General features: G+C 36.9%; 18 protein-coding genes, 1 pseudogene and 1 riboswitch. Of the genes and pseudogenes, 7 read left to right on the top strand and 12 right to left on the bottom strand.

What is annotated here, in order from left to right; translation table 11 throughout:
- Nucleotides 1–39: 39 nt before the first annotated feature.
- A complete protein-coding gene (ald, locus tag V1L66_RS06535) occupies nucleotides 40–1155 on the bottom strand; it encodes an alanine dehydrogenase (RefSeq protein WP_004226195.1) in 1116 nt (371 codons plus the stop codon).
- A 421-nt stretch (nucleotides 1156–1576) separates the two neighbouring features.
- Here ald and V1L66_RS06530 point away from each other — a divergent pair, with 421 nt between their 5' ends.
- Nucleotides 1577–2026 carry a universal stress protein gene (locus tag V1L66_RS06530; RefSeq protein ID WP_004226191.1) on the top strand — a complete coding sequence of 150 codons (450 nt, stop codon included), beginning with the start codon at nucleotides 1577–1579 and terminating at the stop codon, nucleotides 2024–2026.
- A gap of 62 nt (nucleotides 2027–2088) precedes the next feature.
- On the opposite strand, the gene V1L66_RS06525 is transcribed toward V1L66_RS06530, so the two are convergent.
- The 5 genes from V1L66_RS06525 to mbcS form a co-directional block, all read right to left on the bottom strand.
- Nucleotides 2089–3018: a class I SAM-dependent methyltransferase gene (locus tag V1L66_RS06525; protein ID WP_036078357.1), complete on the bottom strand. Its 930-nt coding sequence runs from the start codon at nucleotides 3016–3018 to the stop codon at nucleotides 2089–2091.
- 89 nt (nucleotides 3019–3107) lie between these two features.
- On the bottom strand, nucleotides 3108–3611 hold the full coding sequence (gene tpx, locus V1L66_RS06520; RefSeq protein ID WP_004226187.1) for a thiol peroxidase: 504 nt from the start codon (nucleotides 3609–3611) through the stop codon (nucleotides 3108–3110).
- Between the two features lie 124 nt (nucleotides 3612–3735).
- Nucleotides 3736–4362 carry an RDD family protein gene (locus V1L66_RS06515; protein ID WP_016991567.1) on the bottom strand — a complete coding sequence of 209 codons (627 nt, stop codon included), beginning with the start codon at nucleotides 4360–4362 and terminating at the stop codon, nucleotides 3736–3738.
- A 12-nt stretch (nucleotides 4363–4374) separates the two neighbouring features.
- Nucleotides 4375–5388 (bottom strand): signal peptide peptidase SppA, encoded by a 1014-nt coding sequence (gene sppA, locus V1L66_RS06510; RefSeq protein WP_016991568.1) that lies wholly within the window; start codon nucleotides 5386–5388, stop codon nucleotides 4375–4377.
- Nucleotides 5389–5574: 186 nt separating this feature from the next.
- Nucleotides 5575–7158, bottom strand: a complete 1584-nt coding sequence (gene mbcS / locus V1L66_RS06505; protein WP_016991569.1) for an acyl-CoA synthetase MbcS — start codon at nucleotides 7156–7158, stop codon at nucleotides 5575–5577.
- 191 nt (nucleotides 7159–7349) lie between these two features.
- A riboswitch (TPP riboswitch) is annotated at nucleotides 7350–7447 on the top strand.
- Nucleotides 7448–7532: 85 nt separating this feature from the next.
- On the opposite strand from mbcS, the gene thiM reads away from it, so the two are divergent.
- The 3 genes from thiM to thiE are packed head-to-tail and all read left to right on the top strand — an operon-like array spanning nucleotide 7533 to nucleotide 9746.
- On the top strand, nucleotides 7533–8300 hold the full coding sequence (gene thiM / locus V1L66_RS06500; RefSeq protein WP_016991570.1) for a hydroxyethylthiazole kinase: 768 nt from the start codon (nucleotides 7533–7535) through the stop codon (nucleotides 8298–8300).
- Nucleotides 8288–9112, top strand: coding sequence for a bifunctional hydroxymethylpyrimidine kinase/phosphomethylpyrimidine kinase (gene thiD / locus V1L66_RS06495; protein WP_258859361.1), 825 nt, complete (start codon nucleotides 8288–8290; stop codon nucleotides 9110–9112). Before thiM ends, thiD begins: the two co-directional genes overlap by 13 nt.
- A complete protein-coding gene (thiE, locus tag V1L66_RS06490) occupies nucleotides 9102–9746 on the top strand; it encodes a thiamine phosphate synthase (RefSeq protein ID WP_016991571.1) in 645 nt (214 codons plus the stop codon). Before thiD ends, thiE begins: the two co-directional genes overlap by 11 nt.
- Before the next feature lie 70 nt (nucleotides 9747–9816).
- Here the strand turns inward: thiE and V1L66_RS06485 are convergent, their stop codons facing one another.
- The 5 genes from V1L66_RS06485 to ezrA all read right to left on the bottom strand — a co-directional run bounded on the left by V1L66_RS06485 (nucleotide 9817) and on the right by ezrA (nucleotide 14907).
- Entirely contained in the window at nucleotides 9817–10035 is a 219-nt protein-coding gene (locus tag V1L66_RS06485) for an alpha/beta-type small acid-soluble spore protein (RefSeq protein ID WP_004226165.1), read from the bottom strand.
- A gap of 144 nt (nucleotides 10036–10179) precedes the next feature.
- Complete coding sequence (gene thiI / locus V1L66_RS06480) at nucleotides 10180–11391, bottom strand: tRNA uracil 4-sulfurtransferase ThiI (RefSeq protein ID WP_016991572.1); 1212 nt, start codon at nucleotides 11389–11391, stop codon at nucleotides 10180–10182.
- Nucleotides 11392–12546, bottom strand: a complete 1155-nt coding sequence (locus tag V1L66_RS06475; RefSeq protein ID WP_016991573.1) for a cysteine desulfurase family protein — start codon at nucleotides 12544–12546, stop codon at nucleotides 11392–11394.
- Between the two features lie 105 nt (nucleotides 12547–12651).
- Nucleotides 12652–13116 (bottom strand): GNAT family N-acetyltransferase, encoded by a 465-nt coding sequence (locus tag V1L66_RS06470; protein WP_333005033.1) that lies wholly within the window; start codon nucleotides 13114–13116, stop codon nucleotides 12652–12654.
- A gap of 90 nt (nucleotides 13117–13206) precedes the next feature.
- Nucleotides 13207–14907 (bottom strand): septation ring formation regulator EzrA, encoded by a 1701-nt coding sequence (gene ezrA, locus V1L66_RS06465; protein WP_016991574.1) that lies wholly within the window; start codon nucleotides 14905–14907, stop codon nucleotides 13207–13209.
- A gap of 163 nt (nucleotides 14908–15070) precedes the next feature.
- Here ezrA and hisJ point away from each other — a divergent pair, with 163 nt between their 5' ends.
- Nucleotides 15071–15865: a histidinol-phosphatase HisJ gene (hisJ, locus tag V1L66_RS06460; protein WP_016991575.1), complete on the top strand. Its 795-nt coding sequence runs from the start codon at nucleotides 15071–15073 to the stop codon at nucleotides 15863–15865.
- A 25-nt stretch (nucleotides 15866–15890) separates the two neighbouring features.
- Nucleotides 15891–16370, top strand: a complete 480-nt coding sequence (locus tag V1L66_RS06455) for a GAF domain-containing protein (protein WP_016991576.1) — start codon at nucleotides 15891–15893, stop codon at nucleotides 16368–16370.
- Between the two features lie 83 nt (nucleotides 16371–16453).
- On the opposite strand, the gene V1L66_RS06450 is transcribed toward V1L66_RS06455, so the two are convergent.
- Nucleotides 16454–18337, bottom strand: a complete 1884-nt coding sequence (locus V1L66_RS06450) for a sensor domain-containing diguanylate cyclase (protein WP_036078381.1) — start codon at nucleotides 18335–18337, stop codon at nucleotides 16454–16456.
- Nucleotides 18338–18508: 171 nt separating this feature from the next.
- On the opposite strand from V1L66_RS06450, the pseudogene V1L66_RS06445 reads away from it, so the two are divergent.
- A pseudogene (locus V1L66_RS06445) lies at nucleotides 18509–19259 on the top strand (IS3 family transposase); the annotation flags it as partial.

The following is a 19259-nucleotide window of genomic DNA, read 5'->3' as shown; positions in this document are numbered from 1 at the left end:
AGCAACTAGTGTGCTTCCTTTTCCTATGTCTAGCAAAGTTTATTGAATTAACTCATCCACATTGACAAATGGTAGTCCCTGTGAATCTGCCACTGCTTTATAAACAAGTTGTCCATCTAATGTATTCACGCCTTTTTTCAGTGCTGCATTATCAAGGCAAGCTTGTTTGTAGCCTTTGTTGGCAATTTGAAGTGCATATGGAATTGTATTATTTGTTAAAGCAATTGTAGAAGTACGTGGTACCGCACCAGGCATATTTGCAACTGCATAGTGTACAACGCCATGCTTCACATATGTTGGATCATCATGTGTTGTCACACGGTCAGATGTTGCAAAAATACCACCTTGGTCAATTGCGATATCGACTACAACAGAGCCGGCTTGCATTGATTGAATCATTTCTTCAGATACAAGCTTCGGTGCTTTTGCGCCTGGGATTAATACCGCCCCAATAACTAAATCTGAATCTTTCACTGATTCTGCAATATTATATGGATTAGACATTAATGTTTGAACATCACGTCCAAACATATCTTCCAATTGACGTAAACGCTCTGGGCTTAAATCAATAACTGTCACATCCGCACCCATACCAACAGCGATTTTTGCAGCATTTGTACCTGCAATACCACCGCCGATTACTGTTACTTTCCCACGTTGTACACCTGATACACCGCCTAGTAAAATACCTTTACCAGCATGGTTTCTTTCTAAGAACTGTGCACCAATTTGTGTAGCCATTTTACCAGCAACTTCACTCATTGGTGTTAGCAATGGTAATGAGCCATTTGCTAATTGTACTGTTTCGTAGGCAATCCCTACAACTTTTTTATTTAAAAGTGCCTGAGTTAATTCAACCTCTGGCGCTAAGTGTAAATACGTGAATAAAATTTGACCTTCGTAGAAGTAATCATACTCAGAAGCTACAGGTTCTTTTACCTTCATAATCATTTCTTGTGACCAAGCTTCTTTAGCTGTTTGAACAATATGAGCACCAGCTGCAATGTAATCAGCATCCGTAAAGCTTGAGCCTAGCCCCGCTCCAGTTTCAATGTACACTTCATGACCTGCATGTGTTAAAGTGACAACTCCTGCTGGTGTCATTGCTACACGGTTTTCATTGTTTTTAATTTCCTTTGGAATACCAATCTTCATTGTTTCCTATCCCCTTCCATAACGTAAGAAATAAGCATCATTTATGTAACTAAATTTGATGCACCCCTTGCACTTCCATATTACCAAACAATTGCAAAAAAAGCTTTAACTAATGCAAATACAGATAAAATTTATAAGATTTCCAAAATAACAAATATTCTAACGTTATAAACCATTATAAATTACTATATTAAAAAACTAAAAAGGCGAATAAATAGTTGTTAAGGAAGCTAATTCATGAGCAGTTTCAAATGAGCAAAAGAGGTTTACACACTGCAAATAGTGGGAATTGAGTATTTATATTTAATTCACATATCTACATGAAATGCCTTCACATTTTCATAATTTTTCTTGCGGAAAGTATTTCCTTTAGAAAATCATTTGGTATAATCAACATATACAAATCAGGGAGGTTTTTCAAATGGCTAATCATTATAAAAGCATTGTTGTTGCAGTAGACGGTTCAAAAGAAGCTGAATACGCGTTTCGTAAATCGATTGATGTGGCAAAACGAAACGAAGGTGCAGTATTAAATCTAGTAAATGTAATCGATACTCGTTCATTTGCTGCTATCGAAGCATATGACCGCTCCATCGCAGAACGTGCTCAAGCATTTTCTGAAGAACTATTAAATGGTTATAAAAAGCAAGCTGAAGATGAAGGTTTAACGAATGTTAATCTTATCATCGAGTATGGCTCTCCAAAAAATATCATAACAAAAGAGCTTTCTAACATCGTAGACGCAGATTTAATCATTTGTGGTGCAACTGGTCTAAATGCAGTAGAACGCTTCTTAATCGGTTCTGTATCTGAGGCTATCGTACGTTCAGCTAAATGTGACGTACTAGTTATCCGTACACCAGAAAATTAATTTTGTAATACATAAAAAGGTATCCTTGTATAGGATACCTTTTTACTTGCACTTAATAGCACTTACTTGCCCTCTTTCCACATCTTCACTTTTTCAAAGAATAGTGCAAGAGCCTGCTTATTCTGCATATTTGGGACTTTAGCTAATAGAACTTCTTTAGGTGCTTTCAATTCCTTCGATTGTTTTTGTAAAATCACCAGGCTCTTCTCTAATGACTTATTAGCAAACATAGAGTCAGGTAATTGAATAATCGCTTGAATCCACGCATGCTTTTGAATGTACTTGTGTAATTGCTTAGACTGCTCTGACTCAAAAAGATGAGATGGTGCAAGGAAAAATAAATAGCCGCCATCTTTTGTATAATTCATTGATTGCTCGATGAATAAATGATGGGCATAACTCATCCCTTCTGCTGGACATAATTCATAATTGAGTGCCACTTCTTCATTTGGATAATAACCTACAGGTAAATCACAAATAACTGCATCAACTGGATTGACCAATAAATCTTCTAAGGCATCTTGACGGTATAAAGAAATAGGCTGTTCTATTAAATCAGCAGTTGCCGCAGCGAGGCGAATAAGTAGCTCATCAACCTCTACACCTGTTGCTTCCACTTTTCCATCTAATAAATTCATAACCGTCAGTAATAAATTACCTGTGCCTACTGCTGGGTCCATGATCGAGATCTTTTCATTTTCAAGACTCTCTGCAAAAATTTGCTCCACAAAGTAGCCCACTAATAACCCTAACGTATCAGGAGTCATTTGATGATTCGGCTGTGAGCCTTTGCGCATTCCTTTTAAAATAGCAATTTGAATAGCTTTACGTATATCCTCTTTTGTTGCATCTTTTTGAGAAAAATCAACTTCGCCATCAAGCCATGCCTCTAACCCATCTAATAACCCTTCTAGTAACGTTATATTCTGTTCTTTTTCGATTTTTTCGGCATGCTCATTTAGCAAACCAAATAACTTTTCGATATTTTCCATTTCTAACTTCCTTTCACGCAGAAAAGAGCCGTGACAAACACTTGTCACAGCCCCTTTGTCTAGTATTATCTTAGCCTAAAAGCAGCTTATTATGCTAGTGCTTTGACAGCTGCAATGGCCGCTTCATAGTTTGGATGATCTGTAGCTTCAGGTACATATTCAACATATGTTACTTTATTGTTTGCATCCACAACGAATACTGCACGTGTCAGAAGACGTAATTCTTGAATGTATACGCCATATGCCTCACCAAATGAAAGATCGCGGTGATCTGATACAGTTTGGACTGCATCAATACCTGCTGCACCACACCAGCGCTTTTGAGCGAATGGAAGATCCACAGATACAGTATAAATAACTACATTATCACCTAAGTTAGCAGCTTCCTCATTGAATCGGCGTGTTTGCGCATCACATACACCAGTATCTAATGATGGTACAACACTAAATAAACGAATTTTTCCTTCTGAATCATTTAATGTTACAGGTGATAGGTCATTTGCTAATACCGTAAAATCTGGAGCTTGATCGCCCACCTTTACTTCATTGCCTACTAGTGTCACTGGACCATTTTTAAATGTTACTTGTGCCATATAAACGCCTCCTAATCATCATATGTACATAATATTACTAAATGGAGGGAATTAATTGCAACTATCATAGCTTACATACTTAGAAATAGATAAGACTGTCTCAAATTAGGAGACAGTCTTATGTTTATTGTTCATTTTTTTCCTCTAGCTTGGCTAGATCTATTTTTTCTTCTTGCACAAAAGCTTCTATTTGCTCTTCTTGTTTTGGTAAAGTAGTCGGTGTTGAAGCCTTTTCAATAAAGATTTTTTCATGCACCACTGTTGTATCAGCAAAATAATCATGTAAACCTTGATTTTCTGGCAAAATCACTACCAAAATATACAGTGGCATAAAAATATTATTGATGATACGACCAATCCAATCACGGAATAACACATCTGACCAAGTTAGCTGATCGTGCTTTAATGAAATTACACGTAATCCAAACACCATTTTCCCTAGTGTTTGCCCAAAGAACTTTGTCATCAGCACAAAGTAGCTATAGTAGAAGATTGCTGTAATAATAGAAATCGGCGCATACCAAACAGAATCAGATAGGGACCAATCCATTAAATAGAAGATTGGATTAACAAGTATTCCACCTATAGCAGAAATGATGAATCCATCTAATAAAAATGCCCAAAATCGTACCCAAAAACCAGCAGTTTTTAATGCATAGTTTTTATCATTTGCTGATTCTCCTGATATATTCATAAGAAAGCCATTTTCCATAGAGGGTGAACCTTGCATAACAATTTCATTGTTTGTCATTGTGCTCCCCCCTTAGTATTCCCCATAAAGATACATCATTTTCGGTGCGCTATAGTCCGTCATGATTTTCATTAGCATTTTTTCTTCTGCAGATGGACCAAACATGGAGCCAATTTTCATACCAACATATGATTGCCAGCCGCCCATATCGTATGAATACTCAAATAAAGCCGCATCTTCAAGTCCATAATCTTCACGAAGAGCTGCAATGGTCGCTTCTTCATCACCAATCTCATCAATTAATCCTGCTTCAAGCGCTTTTGTACCGCCAAGAATACGACCATCTGCAACCTTCTTCACTTCTGCTTCAGACATATTACGTCCCTGTTCTACAATATCTACAAATTCTTCGTACGTTTCATTAATCATATCTTGCATCATTGCACGTTCCTCTGCTGTCACTTCACGCATTGGACTTAACATATCTTTATGCTCTCCCGATTTAAACGTCTCAAATTTGACCCCTACTTTTTCAGCCAGCTCTTGATAGTTAATAGATTGCATGATAACACCAATAGAACCTGTTATTGTATCACGATGGGCAAATATTTTATCTGCTGGGGCCGAAATATAATAACCACCTGAAGCTGCCATAGAATCCATCGATACATAAATCGGAATTTGTCGTTCCTCTTTAATTTTTAGTAGCTTTTTATAGATATCTGCTGATTCCTTTACACCACCACCTGGTGAATTAACGCTTAAAACAACCCCCTGTATGGTCTCATCATATAAAATATTATCCAATTGTTCTAAGAAAAATTGATGGTCATAGGCAACTGGTTGCCACAATGTACTTGAGCCGATATCTTGAATCGTTCCATCTACCTTTAAATAAGCAATTCGCTTATCAAAATTTTCCCCTTCAATGACATTTTCATATACATCTAAGCTATTACCTGCCATTAAGCTATCAAAATTACCTAGGAAATCTGCTTTAAATAGCGCAAAAATGGTATTAATTCCTAACGAAAATAGTAAGAGAACACCTGCCACTACTAAAGCAACCCACCTTTTTACATTCATGTCTTTCCGCCTCCTCAACACGTAATACGTATGACTTGCTTATTTGTTTCATTTTTTTGCAATAATTAAATGCAAAAAGCTTTAAGCTGTTTATTTCCTCATATTACCTTACCTAAAAAAATTTAAAAAATCAAAGTCCATACCATTGATGAACTTTGATTTTCGACATTATTTCCTAGGAAATGATTAAGATTGGAGGTTTTTAATTTCTTGTTGTCGTAATTCGACACGTCTAATTTTCCCGGAAGATGTTTTGGGTAGCTCCTCTACAAATTCAATAGCACGTGGATATTTATAAGGGGCAGTCAGTGATTTTACATGACTTTGAAGTGTTTGAATAAGCGCTGCATCACCTTTTTCACCATTGTGTAGAACGATAAATGCCTTGACGATATTCCCACGGACTTTATCAGGACTCGCAATGACAGCAGCCTCTTTTACGGTTGGATGCTTCATTAAAGCATCCTCTACTTCAAAAGGGCCAATTGTATAGCCTGAGGATATAATGACATCGTCTCCTCGACCATCAAACCAAAAGTAGCCATCTTCATCTTTATAGGCTCGATCTCCTGTAATATACCAATCCCCACGAAATTGTAAATTTGTACGTTCAGGATCATTTAAATATTTTTTAAAGAGGGCTGGTGTTTCACGATGTACAGCAATATCACCCACTTCTCCGATTGTAACGGGTTTGCCCAAATCATTAATAATTTCAACAGTGTTGCCGGGAGTAGGTTTCCCCATAGAGCCAACTCTTGCTTCCATCCCTACCATTGTGCCCACCAATAATGTATTTTCCGTTTGTCCATAGCCATCTCGTACTTGTAATTTGAATGTTTCCAAGAATACTTTAATGACCTCACTATTTAATGGCTCACCAGCTGATACGGCTTGGCGAATGGCACTTAGATCATATTCATGTAAATTTTCAAGCGCTGCCATAAAACGATATTCAGTTGGTGTACAGCATAGTACATTAATTTTGAATTTCTCAAGCAATGCTAGATAAGAAGCTGCATCGAATTTACCTTTGTAGACAAATGCAGTAGCACCACTACCTAAAATAGCTAGAAACGGACTCCATATCCATTTTTGCCATCCTGGTGCTGCAGTTGCCCAAACAATATCATTTTCTTGTACACCCATCCAATGTGGTGCTGTTGTTCGTAAATGTGCATAGCCCCAACTATGCGTATGCACTGCTGCTTTGGGATTTCCTGTTGTTCCACTTGTATAGGCTAAAAATGCATTGTCTGTGCTTTTTGTTGGGATAGGATTTATGTAGGTTGTAGGTTGATTATGCATCTTTTCAAGTATGTTTTGCCAAGGTTTGTGCGCATTTCCTATGACAAATTGCAGTAAGCCTTGTAAATTTCCCACTTGATCAAACTGTTCGATATAGGGTTCAAATGCAATAACTGCTTTAGCATTTGCATGATGAATTCGATACTCAATATCCTTTGTTCTTAACATTTCAGAACTTGGAATAATGGTTAAACCCGCTTTCAATGCAGCAATATATACAATATATGCTTCCACAGAGCGTGGGACCATCACTAAAATGACATCACCTTTCTTTAAGCCTTGCTTGGTGAAAACATGTGCTGCTTGATTTGCCTTTTCCAATAAATGTGCATATGTAATACATTGGATGTCTTGGTTTTCTTCATAAATGATTAAAGCATTTTTGGTTGCATCCTGAGCATATTTTTCAATTTCCTCTGCTATGTTATACCATTCTGGTGCAATTAAATCTTGTCTTTTCATGGCAATTGCCTCCCTTTTGCTATGACACATTATAAAACTCTTTTTTCAGCATTTTCAATGGTTTGTGCTTGATTTCGGTAAAGTCATGACAACTATCATACTCTCCTATATGGCATCGGTCACATTTTATCCATAGGAAAACTTGCTATTGAATACAAATGAAAAGTATGGTACATTTTGGTCAACTATAAGCAAGATTGCAGGGGGACTCGTAAGAGTTGAGAAGGTAAAACCTGACCCTTTGAACCTGTTAGTTAATACTGACGTAGGGAGCAATAACATCGTTTTTTCAGATGAAAGGCTCTTTTTCGTGCATTTTTACACAAAAAGGGCCTTTTTTGCATGCTTACGTCCATCCCAAAAGGAGGACTACAATGATTTTTCAAACAATTCGTCAACAGCAACCACTTATCCATTGCATCACCAATTATGTAGTGGCAAATTTTCAAGCAAATGGTTTATTAGCGATAGGTGCTTCACCAGTAATGGCCGATGACTGTCAAGAGGTAGAGGAAATGGTAGCGATTGCTCAAGCATTATTAATTAATATCGGAACACTCAATGATCGCACAAAAAGTGCCATGTTATTAGCAGGTATAAAAGCCAATGCACTTGGTATTCCTGTTATTTTAGATCCTGTCGGAGTTGGAGCCACAACTTATCGTAAGGAAACCGTAAGAAACTTACTTGAGAACATACAATTTGCCGTGATTCGCTGTAATCTCGGCGAGCTTGCAGCAATAGCTGGTGTAGATTGGCAACAAAAAGGCGTCGATAGTGGGCAAGGCACTATCGCAATGGAAGTAGAAGCCACATCATTAGCTCAACGCTATCAATGCATTGTTATTGTAACGGGAGAGCGTGATTTTATAACTGATGGCAAGCATAGCCAATGGATCGCTGGTGGTCATCCACAAATGACAGAAGTTACGGGTACAGGTTGTTTACTTAGCGCAATTTGTGGTGCAGCCTATAGTGTAAGCCATAGCCCTTACCAACAATTAACGGAGACCCTAACTTACTATAAAAAAGCAGGTGTACTAGCATCAGCATTTACTGCAGACATTGGTGATTTTCAAATAGCTTTCCTCAATGCTATACATCGTTTGTCAAAGGATGGTGCAACTTCATGCATATTGTAACGACAATCGCCGGCTCAGATTGTGGGGGCGGTGCAGGTATACAGGCTGATTTAAAAACATTTCAGGAATTAGAAGTGTTTGGTACTTCTGTGATTACTGCTTTAACTGCACAAAATACATTGGGTGTATCAGGTGTTTGTCCAATTGACGTTTCCTTTATAAAAAAACAATTTGAAGCCTTAGTAGAAGATTTTCCAATAGCTGCGATTAAAACAGGAATGCTTTATTCGGCAGATATTATCAAAGCCATTGCACGCATGATCGGTGAGCTAAACATTCCACTGATTGTTGATCCAGTGATGATCGCAAAAGGAGGAGAAAGCCTATTACAGCAAGAAGCTATCAATGCCTTATGCTCAACTTTACTACCACTTGCTACGGTTGTTACGCCCAACATACCCGAAGCAGAGACACTTACAGGGAGAACTATTCAGCATTTTGAAGACATAAAAGACGTAGCTCAAAGCTTGTTACAGCTAGGTGTACAATGTGTCATCATTAAAGGTGGTCATTTAGCAAATCCACTTTATGCTATTGATTACGTATTTATCAAAAATGGACCTTCTTTTTCGATGCAGTCTCCTCGAATCCAAACAAAAAATACGCACGGTACTGGATGTACATTTTCGGCAGCACTTACTGCTTTTCTTGGGCGAGGATTTGCTATGGAAGAAGCTATTATTGAAGCTAAAAAGTTTATCCAATTAGCAATTATGTATGATTTATCGATTGGAAATGGTCATGGACCCACTAATCATTTTGCTTACCAACAGTATAAGGATGCCTGTGAGGTGATGATTCATGAAACGTGAGGATTTGCAGCTTTATTTTATTATGGGTACCAGCAACGTGTCTCCTCAACAACAACCTATCTATATCCTAGAAAAAGCCTTACAAGCAGGCATTACAATGTTTCAATTTCGTGAAAAAGGCCCTCATGCATTAACTGATCTTGCCTATGAACAATTTGCACGCCAATGTCAAAAACTATGTCATCAATATAATGTACCCTTTATCGTAAATGACGATATTGAGCTTGCGATACGACTGGAAGCTGATGGAGTTCATATCGGGCAAGATGATTTGCCTGTAGGTGAAGCTCGTAAAAAAATTGGGAACATGATTCTTGGTGTTTCTGTCCATTGCGAGGAAGAATTACAAATAGCTATTAACCATCAAGCTGATTATGTTGGGATCGGTCCAATCTTTCCAACATCCTCTAAAAGTGATGCACAACCACCATGTGGTACATCTTTTTTACAGCAGGCTCGTTCTCTTTATCCTGAATTACCGATTGTAGCGATTGGTGGAATAAACTGCACAAATGCACAAACTGTATTTCAAACTGGGGCTGATGGTGTTGCTGTAATTTCAGCTATCTGTGAAAGCGAAGATGTGGAGCATACAGTAAATACATTTAGATCTTTATCTTGTATAAATAAATGAACAATAAACAAACTAAAACCAGTGCCTTTTACGGTCACTGGTTTTAAGTTTATAAATGCTTAATCAGCATTTATTGGTTGTTGTTTGGCATACCTTTTAATTGAGATTCTGCCATTTGTACAAGACGTTTAGTGATTTCACCACCAACGGAACCGTTGGCACGAGCTGAAGCTTCAGCTCCTAATTGAACACCAAATTCTTGTGCAATTTCGTATTTCATTTGATCTAGTGCTTGTTGTACACCAGGTACTGCAAGCTGGTTTGAACTACGGTTGTTGTTTGAAGCCATGTTTCTCACCTCCTTGTGAATATAGAATGTGCGATATTAGATTTTTAATACAAAAAAATTAGAGGTAAATTGTACCTCCATTGGAATAACGATATCCATGCAAAAAAGCCGTCTCAAAACGGCTTTGAGACGGCTTTTAAATCCTTATAGAAGATCTGCAAATTTATCTTGTTGTTGTTCTTCTTTCTTAGGGAAAATATAGACCTCGCGATTTTTCACTGCTCGCTCGATCAATTCATCAAAGTCAGAGAAGCTTTCATAATGCTCAACCTTTTCAAGCTTTGGTTTTGTTTTTGGACTTGCTGGTGTAAAAATCGTACAGCAATCTTCAAATGGCTGAATAGATGTTTCGTATGTGCCGATTTTTTCTGCAATATCAATGATTTCGAGTTTATCTGATGAAATTAACGGACGCAAAATAGGTGTGTTCGTTACAGCATTAATCGCTGTTAAACTTTCAAGTGTTTGACTCGCTACTTGCCCAAGACTTTCGCCTGTTACAATGGCAAGTGCCCCAATTTCCTCACGCACCTGATCAGCAACCTTCAACATCATTCGGCGTGTTGTCGTCATCGATACGTTAGAAGGTACTTTTTCTTTAATAAGAACTTGTATTTCAGTAAAAGGAATGACATGTAAACGAATACTAGCACCGAATTTTGTTAATTCATTGGCAAGCACTTTAACTTTTTCCAGTGAATTTTGGCTTGTATAAGGTGGACTAAAGAAGTGAATTGCCTCTAATCGCACACCACGCTTCATCATTAAATAACCTGCGACAGGGCTATCAATACCGCCAGATAGCATTAATAATGACTTGCCATTTGATCCTACAGGCATTCCACCTGCACCAGGAATGACTTGTGCCATCATATAAGTTGCATCGTGGCGAACTTCTACGCGTAGCTCAATATCAGGCTGCTTCACTTTGACAGATAAATTTTGAAATTGCGGTAATACATAGCCTCCGATCTCACGTTGAATGGCGTGAGATTCTAAAGGAAATGTTTTATCAGTACGTTTTACCTCTACTTTAAAAGTATGTTGCTCGTCTTTAAATGTCTCCATAATCGTGATAGCGAGCTTTTTCATACTGTCCATATCTTTTTCACATGCAGCTACAGGGCTAAATGATTGAATTCCAAAAATTTTAGGTAAGCCTGTAATTAGCTTTTGCATTTGTGCTTCGTCTTCTATGGCAATAAACATACGGTCGCGTTCTGTGCGAATATGCAATTGACCTAAATCTGCAAAGGCATGACGAATATTTTCACGTAAGCGGCGGATAAAATCCATTTTGTTGCGACCTTTTGTAGAAAGCTCACCATATCGTATTAAAATTTCTTTCCAAATCATTTACTTATTTTCTCCTTTGAGTTCCAACATTACTTCTGCTAGTACTTGTTTAAAGTTTTCTATATCTTCTTTTGTGTTATGTGCGCCAAAGCTAAGGCGAATTACGCCTTTCTTATAATGCTCGTCAAGGTGAAGTGCCTCGACAACATGACTTGTTTTCGTTTGCTTGGAAGAACACGCACTTGATGTTGAGACAATGACACCACGTTTTTGCATAGCATTAATAATAACTTCCCCTTTTAAATCACGAACACTAAATGACACAATATGTGCAGCTCCCTGTGGGGTTGATAAAATATGCACTGCTTCGCCATAACTTTCTAGTTGAGTTCGGATTTCATCGTGCCATTGACGGTAATTATTTGCGCGTTCGTTCATTGTTTCAACAGCCAGTCGAGCCGCTTTCGCTAAAGCAACAGCTTGTGGAACTGCTACAGTACCACTGCGCATACCAAATTCCTGACCTCCACCAAGCGCAAAAGGCTGCCATCTTATAGGTTTACGGAATGCTAATACTCCTGAGCCTTTAAAGCCATGAATTTTATGACCCGAGATAGAAATACAATCAGGTCCTTCTTCTTCTTTAAAGGATATTGTTAATTTCCCAAAGCTTTGCACAGCATCAACATGAAAGGCTGCACGACTCATATCATGAATCATTTTTGCTGCTTCCTTTATAGGCTGAATCGCACCCATTTCATTATTCACATGCATGATGCTAACTAATATTGTGTCTTTTCGTATTTTAGTACGAAGCTCGTCTAGAGAAATCACTCCATTTTGATCAACACGAAGATACTCAACATCATAGCCTTCCTTTTCAAGTTGCTTCATTGTTTCTAACACGGATGGATGTTCAATTTCAGTCGTTAAAATATGCTTTCCTATATGCGTATTACTACGTGCTATGCCAAAAATAGCTGCATTATTTGATTCTGTACCACCTGAAGTAAATAGCACATTTTTTGCCTCTGTCTGCAAAATATCTGCTACTTGCTCACGCGCACGCATTAATAAATCATTTGCTTCAACACCCATAGCATGGATAGAAGCAGGGTTGGCATAATACTGCTCATTCACAACCATAAATGCCTGCATAACCTCTTTTAAAGGCTTAGTTGTTGCACTATTATCAAAATAAATTGTATTAACCATAACTTTTCACACACTTTCAAAACGTTGATTTAACGGTATTTATCATAACGCAATCTTTGGCGATTGACCACTAACTTTAACGATTCTTTCAATTTTAATGATATCCTACATTTTCAGCATTGTGACAAACTCTGTTGGTGTACTAAATTCGATCGCTTTAACAAAACCTAATTTTTCATAAAGATGGATTGCTCTCTTATTAAATTGGGCCACTGTTAAACGTAGCGGTAGATGATGTTCTTCTTGAACTGTTTGTACAATAAACGAAAAAAATGCCGTTCCTAATCCTTGACCCGTTAGATTTGGCTTCATACCAATTCCAATATCTACACAGCATTCTACGTATGCCCCGACATCTTGTCCTTTTGGTACTTGTGCTGCCGTACCTGTACAATAATAGCCGATTAATTCACTCTGATTATTAATGATCGCAAAGTAAGGATTATCAAGCATTTCTTGTACATTGTCATCTGATAATTCATTATTGTAAAAATCGTAAGGTGCTACATATTGCCATTGTAAAATTTCACTTGCGAACTGTTCATTCATTTCTTTGATTGCCAGCTTCATACTGAATCACATCCTAATCTAAGCAATAAATAGAAAGCTGTCTAAAAAGTAATCGCTATACTTTTTAGACAGCTCAAAAGGTTATTTAAATTATTTTGCTGTGAATTCTTCGGCAACCATTTCTTGAATACGCTTTAAGGCACCTGGCTCCATTTCTTCCACTGCAGTACCTGCTTCTTCTAAAGCCTTTGCATAACGGAATTGGTGGAAAGCATCTTCTGCTTCTCTTAAACGTCCATTCAATTTTGGGTTTGACGCACGGTGGCGATTACCGTACTGAATAATACGCTCAATGAGCATCACATTTTCTATTAACTCATGTGCCTTTGCTTTAACATCCTCTACACAAAGTGTTGCTGCATTTAGATTATTATGAACAGTACCCATATTAAGCGGTACTTCTTGCAAGCTTTGCATGACAACATAGATGTGCTCTGCTGCCTCATCAAGACGTGCATCCATCTCCTCAGGAATTCCAGGAATATTTGCCTTGTTTAATAAACGATCAGTATCCTGTAATATTTTCTTTAAGTTTTCGACTTGAGCGCGTGCCTTATTTTCATCTATTCGAAGTTTCTTCATTGTATTTGATAGATGACCTTGTTCCTCATGAATTCGTTCAAGCTCTTCACTAATTTCGATTAACTCTTCCTGTAAGCTAGAATAAGCCGATTTTTCTTCCCTAACTCGCATAGCTAATAGATCATAGCGACGTTGCAGTGCTTCCAATTGTTTTAAAGCAGCTTTTGGAATTTCTGCATCCTTTTCATTTAAATGATAACTTTGCTGTACATAAGTTGCCTCGTCATTCACTAATTTTGTTGAAGAAATGACATTGGTGATAGAACTTAATAAACGATCACAATTTTGATCTACATAATTTTTAGCAATAACTTCTTTTTCAAGTAAATCATAAAAATGATCGATTTCTTCATTTATTTCTGTCACACGAGGTTTCACAACTTTTAAATTCAGCTCTGCAAGTTCCTGTTTTAATGCATCAAATTCTTTTTCATATTTATTAAGTGCCTCTGTCAATTCTAAATGCTGTAAATAGTACGATTGGTCTTCCATTTCACGCTGACCATTACGCAATTCCTGAACCGCACCTGGTAGCTTTACTTGAATTTCCGTTAAAATACTTGGAACATCATTAATATATTCGAATGTCTGCTGGGATTCTTGATTTAAGCTAATGACTATTTCTCGTGCTTGCAAATAATTACCTTCATTTGTCAGTACATCGAACTCTTCAAATTTTTGAACAAATGTCTCTAGCTTCTTCTCTAATGCAGGTAATGCTACACCGAATGAATGCTGATGAGCCAGCAATGTTTTTCTCGCAGAGCGATAGTATTCTTTTAATTGTTCGATTTCAATTCGATTTTTTTCTTCGCTGCCAATTAATTCATTCAGTTCTTCTAAAATTTTATTTTTATCTTGGTCGCATTTTTCAATGTAATCTTCAATTTCACGTTCTATTAAAGTTGCCCTTTTAAAACGAAGTCGATTAATTTGATCCTCAGCATCAAATAGAAGAGAATCTATTTTCGTCATATGTACGTCGATGACTTCATCCCAAGTATTGCGCCATCGTTCAAACATTTCTTCCGTTTCACCGTTCATGTTTAAAGATTTTACTTTTGAAATTTCTTCATTTATAGGATTATGTTGTATTTGTAATTTTTCATTTTCAAGTTTTGCAATAATTGCAACATGTTTTCTTCGCATCATAAATCCTACTATGGCTAAAATTAATAGTAGGATAATCGGAATGATGATATACTCCATCGTAAGCCTCCTATTCTACAATAAACGAATTGGCTAGTTGTATTTATTATATACTATGTTTTCGCCTTTTGTACTAAAATTTAAGTGTTTTTCAGAAAACTGTATTTTCGCTATTGTGAAATATTTAAATAGCGTATCTATAGAGCTAAAGGAGTGGTAAATTATGAAACGTGATGGGCATATACATAGTCCTTTTTGTCCACATGGTACTACGGACTCATTCAACCAATATATTGAAAAAGCGATTTCTCAACATTTCACAGATATAACATTTACAGAACACGCCCCATTGCCTAAAAGTTTTGTCGATCCAACCCCACAACAAGATAGTGGCATGAATTCCGATGATCTCATGCCTTACATTGAAGAATTGCAGCATCTGCAACAACAGTATGCACAGGATATTCGCATCCGCATCGGACTAGAAGTTGACTACATCCAAGGCTACGAACAAGAAACTCGTCAATTCCTTGATACATATGGACATTTTTTAGATGACGCTATTTTATCAGTTCATTTTTTAAAATGGCAAGATACCTTTGTATGTATCGACTTTTCTTCTGAATGCTTTATTGATTTTTCAAAAAAAGTTGGCTCTGTTGAACAGGTTTATGATTTATATTATGATACAGTCCTACAATCGATTAAAGCAGATCTTGGTCCTTACAAACCAAAACGGATTGGGCACCCATCGCTTATTCATAAATTTCAACTAGCGCACAACGAAAAAATCAATGACACCCCACGTATCAAAGAAATATTAGACAGCATGAAATTCGCGGGCTATGAATTAGATTTAAATAGTGCTGGTTTAAGTAAACAATATTGTCAGGAGCCCTATCCACCATTTGCCCTTATCAATTATAGTCAAGCTATTAAACTACCATATGTATTTGGTTCAGATGCACATAGCGTAGAAGACTTACATCAACACTATAACGTTATATTACCAATATAAATAACTTTTAAACGAGGTGCTTAGTATGTTTACACAAATTAATTACGAAGGATCAATTGCTGACCAATATCTGACATTGTCAAAACAATTAGATGCACTATTAACTGGCGAAACCAATCAAATCGCCAATTTAAGTAATGCCTCTGCTCTGTTAAATCAATTTTTAACGAACATTAACTGGGTTGGTTTCTATCTTTTACAGGAAAATGAGCTTGTGTTAGGACCATTCCAGGGCCTGCCTGCCTGTGTTAGAATCCCTATTGGGCGTGGTGTTTGTGGTACAGCTGTGGCAACAAGAGAAACAGTTGTCGTGAAAGATGTACACAATTTTCCAGGCCATATTGCCTGTGATGCTGCATCGCAGTCTGAAATTGTTATACCGCTAATGAAGCAAGGTGAAATTCTTGGTGTGTTAGATATCGATAGTCCTATTGTGAATCGATTTTCAGCGGAAGATCGCAATGGCTTAGAAAAATTTGTTAAAACACTCCTTAACCATTTATAATACAATATTAAAAATTGCCCTGAAATGTTTTATATTGTCATTTCAGGGCAATTTATTTAAACAACCATTTACATTTATCAAACCTATGAATTCGTTTGGTACGAACCATTGTGAGTACAAAAGCGATTTTTCCCGCTATTTTTCGCTTCATACAAGGCGGTATCGGCATGCAAAAACACAGATTGGAATGCTGGTCGATCTCGCTCATCCCATGTTATAAGACCCGCAGAAATGGTTACTTGTGGATCTGTGGCACTTGGGATGACTTCCACAATGGTTGATGCTAATTCTAAAGCTTCTTTTTCATCGATGTTAGGCACATAGACAGACATTTCTTCTCCACCCCATCTTGCACATATCCCACGACTTCCAATAGTCTCTTTTAATTGAACCGCAATCTGAACAAGAATTTTATCTCCAACTTGGTGACCATACGTATCATTAATACGTTTAAAATTATCAATATCAATTAACAAAAACATACCCGATTGATCATATTCAAGTGATTTTTCTACAAACTGATCGAGGTAACTGCGGGCATACAGTTTCGTTAAATGATCCAAATCGACCATTTCCTGTAGCTGTGTTCGTAAAATTGAGTTTGCAATGGCTAATGATGAGTGGTGAATTAAAGATTGCATTAATTTGAAACTATCGAATGAAAAGAAATATGGCTCTTTATGTAAAACAATACTGAAACCATTAATCTTTTCCTCCATAAGTATAGGAATCGCCATAATCGAGCGATACTCAATTTGATTAGGAGTTAGACGGCTGAAATCGGCAACAAATAGTGGATCATTCGTTTGAGCAAAGTGCTGTTCAACATGTTTTATATAACTTTGACCATTTTCTGAATGGAACAGGGAGGTACTTGCACCTGTTATTTCAAATGTATCATGTTTTTTAAATGCGAAACAAACTTCCATTGGCTGAAAGGATTTCAGTAACTGCTTTTGTAGGAAAAGTAACATTTCATGAATGTCAATTCGCATATTTAAACGATGCGAAGTTTCATTGATGAGTTGTAAATCACTTACGAGGCGATGCGATTGATGATATAATTTTGCATTTTCAAGAGCATTTCCTGAAGCTTGTGCCAGCATCCGTACAAAATCTTTTTCGGTTGTTGAAAAAAGATAAGTGGTGGGAGCACTTACTTGCAAGATGCCATAAATAGCTTGCCTGCCCTTAATCGGTGCATTTAACAACCGACAATTTAAATCGCTCGCTAGCTCTGTGGTTAACTCTCCTGATACAAAGGCTTCAATAGTAGCAGGTCTTTCTGATAAATAATCAAAAAGCTTAATATCGATGGTCGTGTGTCGATCTTGATCATTCGATAAAATAAGCTCCACATTAAACTCAGGAAAATTATCCCGTATATTTTTTAATACATTTTCTAAAATTAAATCAATATCCATTGTTGAATGAAATAAATCAGTCATGTTATATAGTTTTCTATATTGGTCTTCATTTATTTTGACATCTAAATTGTCTTTAATCATTTGAAGAACCTTTGAAAGTATTTCTATACACTCTTCACCATACTCCGAGGTCATAAAGTCTGTCCAAGACTCTGTTGCCTCCACAAGTAATACACCAATGGGATTTTTGCCCTCTGCTTGGAAAAGCACCATATCTGTCATCATTGAATAGGCCTGTCTTGCTTTCAATATATAAGGAATTTTCACTACTTTTTGTTGATAAAAACTAGCTTCGATCATCAGCCATGACACAGCATTTAGCTTTGTTTCAATTGTTAATGAAGCCATCTCTTCTATTGGGATTAAGGAATTACCTTCAAAACTAAGAAAAGCAGCATTATCAATTTTCAAGCGCTTCTTTAGAAACTGTTTCAATGAACAAAAATACCCATTAAAACTAGTTTGTTCTTCATAAGAACTCACCCAAAAGCTCAAAACATCAGATTTTATATATTTTAGCGTTTGTAAATGGTCTGTCATGAAATCACCTTTTCTATATAACGTCCAAATCAATTACTATTAACTTATAATATATTATACATAATTTGTGTCATTTTGACTATGTAATTATCCCTTACTTTTACAATTTACATAACACAGCGTATCATTAACTATTCCCATATTATTTAAAATAGGTAGTGAGGAATTTCGATTACGTATACGGATGAGTTTAAACGCTTATTTATTGCACAATCTGAAACAGGAAAATTACCAAGAGAAATTTTTGAAGAAGCGGGATTTGACGTGGAAGCGATTGGTATAACACGTATTCACAGAGCAGGTACTAGGTGGAGAACAGCTTATAAAAAACGTGGAATCACCGGTTTAGAAGATTCTCGAAAACACGGTACAGGACGTCCTATCGAGCGAGAATTAAGTATAGAGGAAAAGTATGCACGACTTGAAGCAAAAATGCGTTTACTAGAAGCGGAAAACGAACTATTAAAAAAGATCGATTTACTCGAAAGGCAGATGTTGAAAAAGAAATAAAACTCGCACCAGAACTGAAATTTGAACTAATATCGATTCCGACGACGTCACAAAGGAGCCCGTCAAATCAAAATGACGCTTCACCATCAATATGGTATTACCTATAATCTGAAGCGAATTCGCCGCATTATGAAGAAGTTCGGGATTATCTGTCCAATTCGTAAAGCAAATCCTTATCGTCGTCTAGCCAAAGCCACACAAGAACATCGTACGTGTCCACATCTGCTCGAACGCCAATTTAAACAAGGCGTGGCTGGTAAAGTCCTCTTAACGGATATCACATATTTGACATATAAAAATGGTAAACGTGCTTATTTATCAACGATTAAAGACGCTGAGACGAATGAGATTTTGGCGTATGAAGTAGCAGATAGCATCACAATGGAAATTGTGCTCGACACTTTGAAAAAAC

Source organism: Lysinibacillus sp. IITD104 (genome assembly GCF_036698265.2).
Classification (GTDB): Bacteria; Bacillota; Bacilli; order Bacillales_A; family Planococcaceae; genus Lysinibacillus; species Lysinibacillus boronitolerans.
Note: the sequence above shows the minus strand (reverse complement) of the source record. Positions and strands in the feature narration are given on the sequence as shown.

Coding starts and splice junctions, on each gene's coding strand:
- thiD (WP_258859361.1), top strand. CDS start 8,288: ATGCATATTGTAACGACAATCGCCGGCTCAGATTGTGGGGGCGGTGCA.
- thiI (WP_016991572.1), bottom strand. CDS start 11,391: ATGATTTGGAAAGAAATTTTAATACGATATGGTGAGCTTTCTACAAAA.
- sppA (WP_016991568.1), bottom strand. CDS start 5,388: ATGAATGTAAAAAGGTGGGTTGCTTTAGTAGTGGCAGGTGTTCTCTTA.
- V1L66_RS06485 (WP_004226165.1), bottom strand. CDS start 10,035: ATGGCTTCAAACAACAACCGTAGTTCAAACCAGCTTGCAGTACCTGGT.
- V1L66_RS06515 (WP_016991567.1), bottom strand. CDS start 4,362: ATGACAAACAATGAAATTGTTATGCAAGGTTCACCCTCTATGGAAAAT.
- ezrA (WP_016991574.1), bottom strand. CDS start 14,907: ATGGAGTATATCATCATTCCGATTATCCTACTATTAATTTTAGCCATA.
- mbcS (WP_016991569.1), bottom strand. CDS start 7,158: ATGAAAAGACAAGATTTAATTGCACCAGAATGGTATAACATAGCAGAG.
- V1L66_RS06530 (WP_004226191.1), top strand. CDS start 1,577: ATGGCTAATCATTATAAAAGCATTGTTGTTGCAGTAGACGGTTCAAAA.
- V1L66_RS06525 (WP_036078357.1), bottom strand. CDS start 3,018: ATGGAAAATATCGAAAAGTTATTTGGTTTGCTAAATGAGCATGCCGAA.
- V1L66_RS06455 (WP_016991576.1), top strand. CDS start 15,891: ATGTTTACACAAATTAATTACGAAGGATCAATTGCTGACCAATATCTG.
- thiM (WP_016991570.1), top strand. CDS start 7,533: ATGATTTTTCAAACAATTCGTCAACAGCAACCACTTATCCATTGCATC.
- V1L66_RS06475 (WP_016991573.1), bottom strand. CDS start 12,546: ATGGTTAATACAATTTATTTTGATAATAGTGCAACAACTAAGCCTTTA.
- hisJ (WP_016991575.1), top strand. CDS start 15,071: ATGAAACGTGATGGGCATATACATAGTCCTTTTTGTCCACATGGTACT.
- ald (WP_004226195.1), bottom strand. CDS start 1,155: ATGAAGATTGGTATTCCAAAGGAAATTAAAAACAATGAAAACCGTGTA.
- V1L66_RS06450 (WP_036078381.1), bottom strand. CDS start 18,337: ATGACAGACCATTTACAAACGCTAAAATATATAAAATCTGATGTTTTG.
- V1L66_RS06470 (WP_333005033.1), bottom strand. CDS start 13,116: ATGAAGCTGGCAATCAAAGAAATGAATGAACAGTTCGCAAGTGAAATT.
- thiE (WP_016991571.1), top strand. CDS start 9,102: ATGAAACGTGAGGATTTGCAGCTTTATTTTATTATGGGTACCAGCAAC.
- tpx (WP_004226187.1), bottom strand. CDS start 3,611: ATGGCACAAGTAACATTTAAAAATGGTCCAGTGACACTAGTAGGCAAT.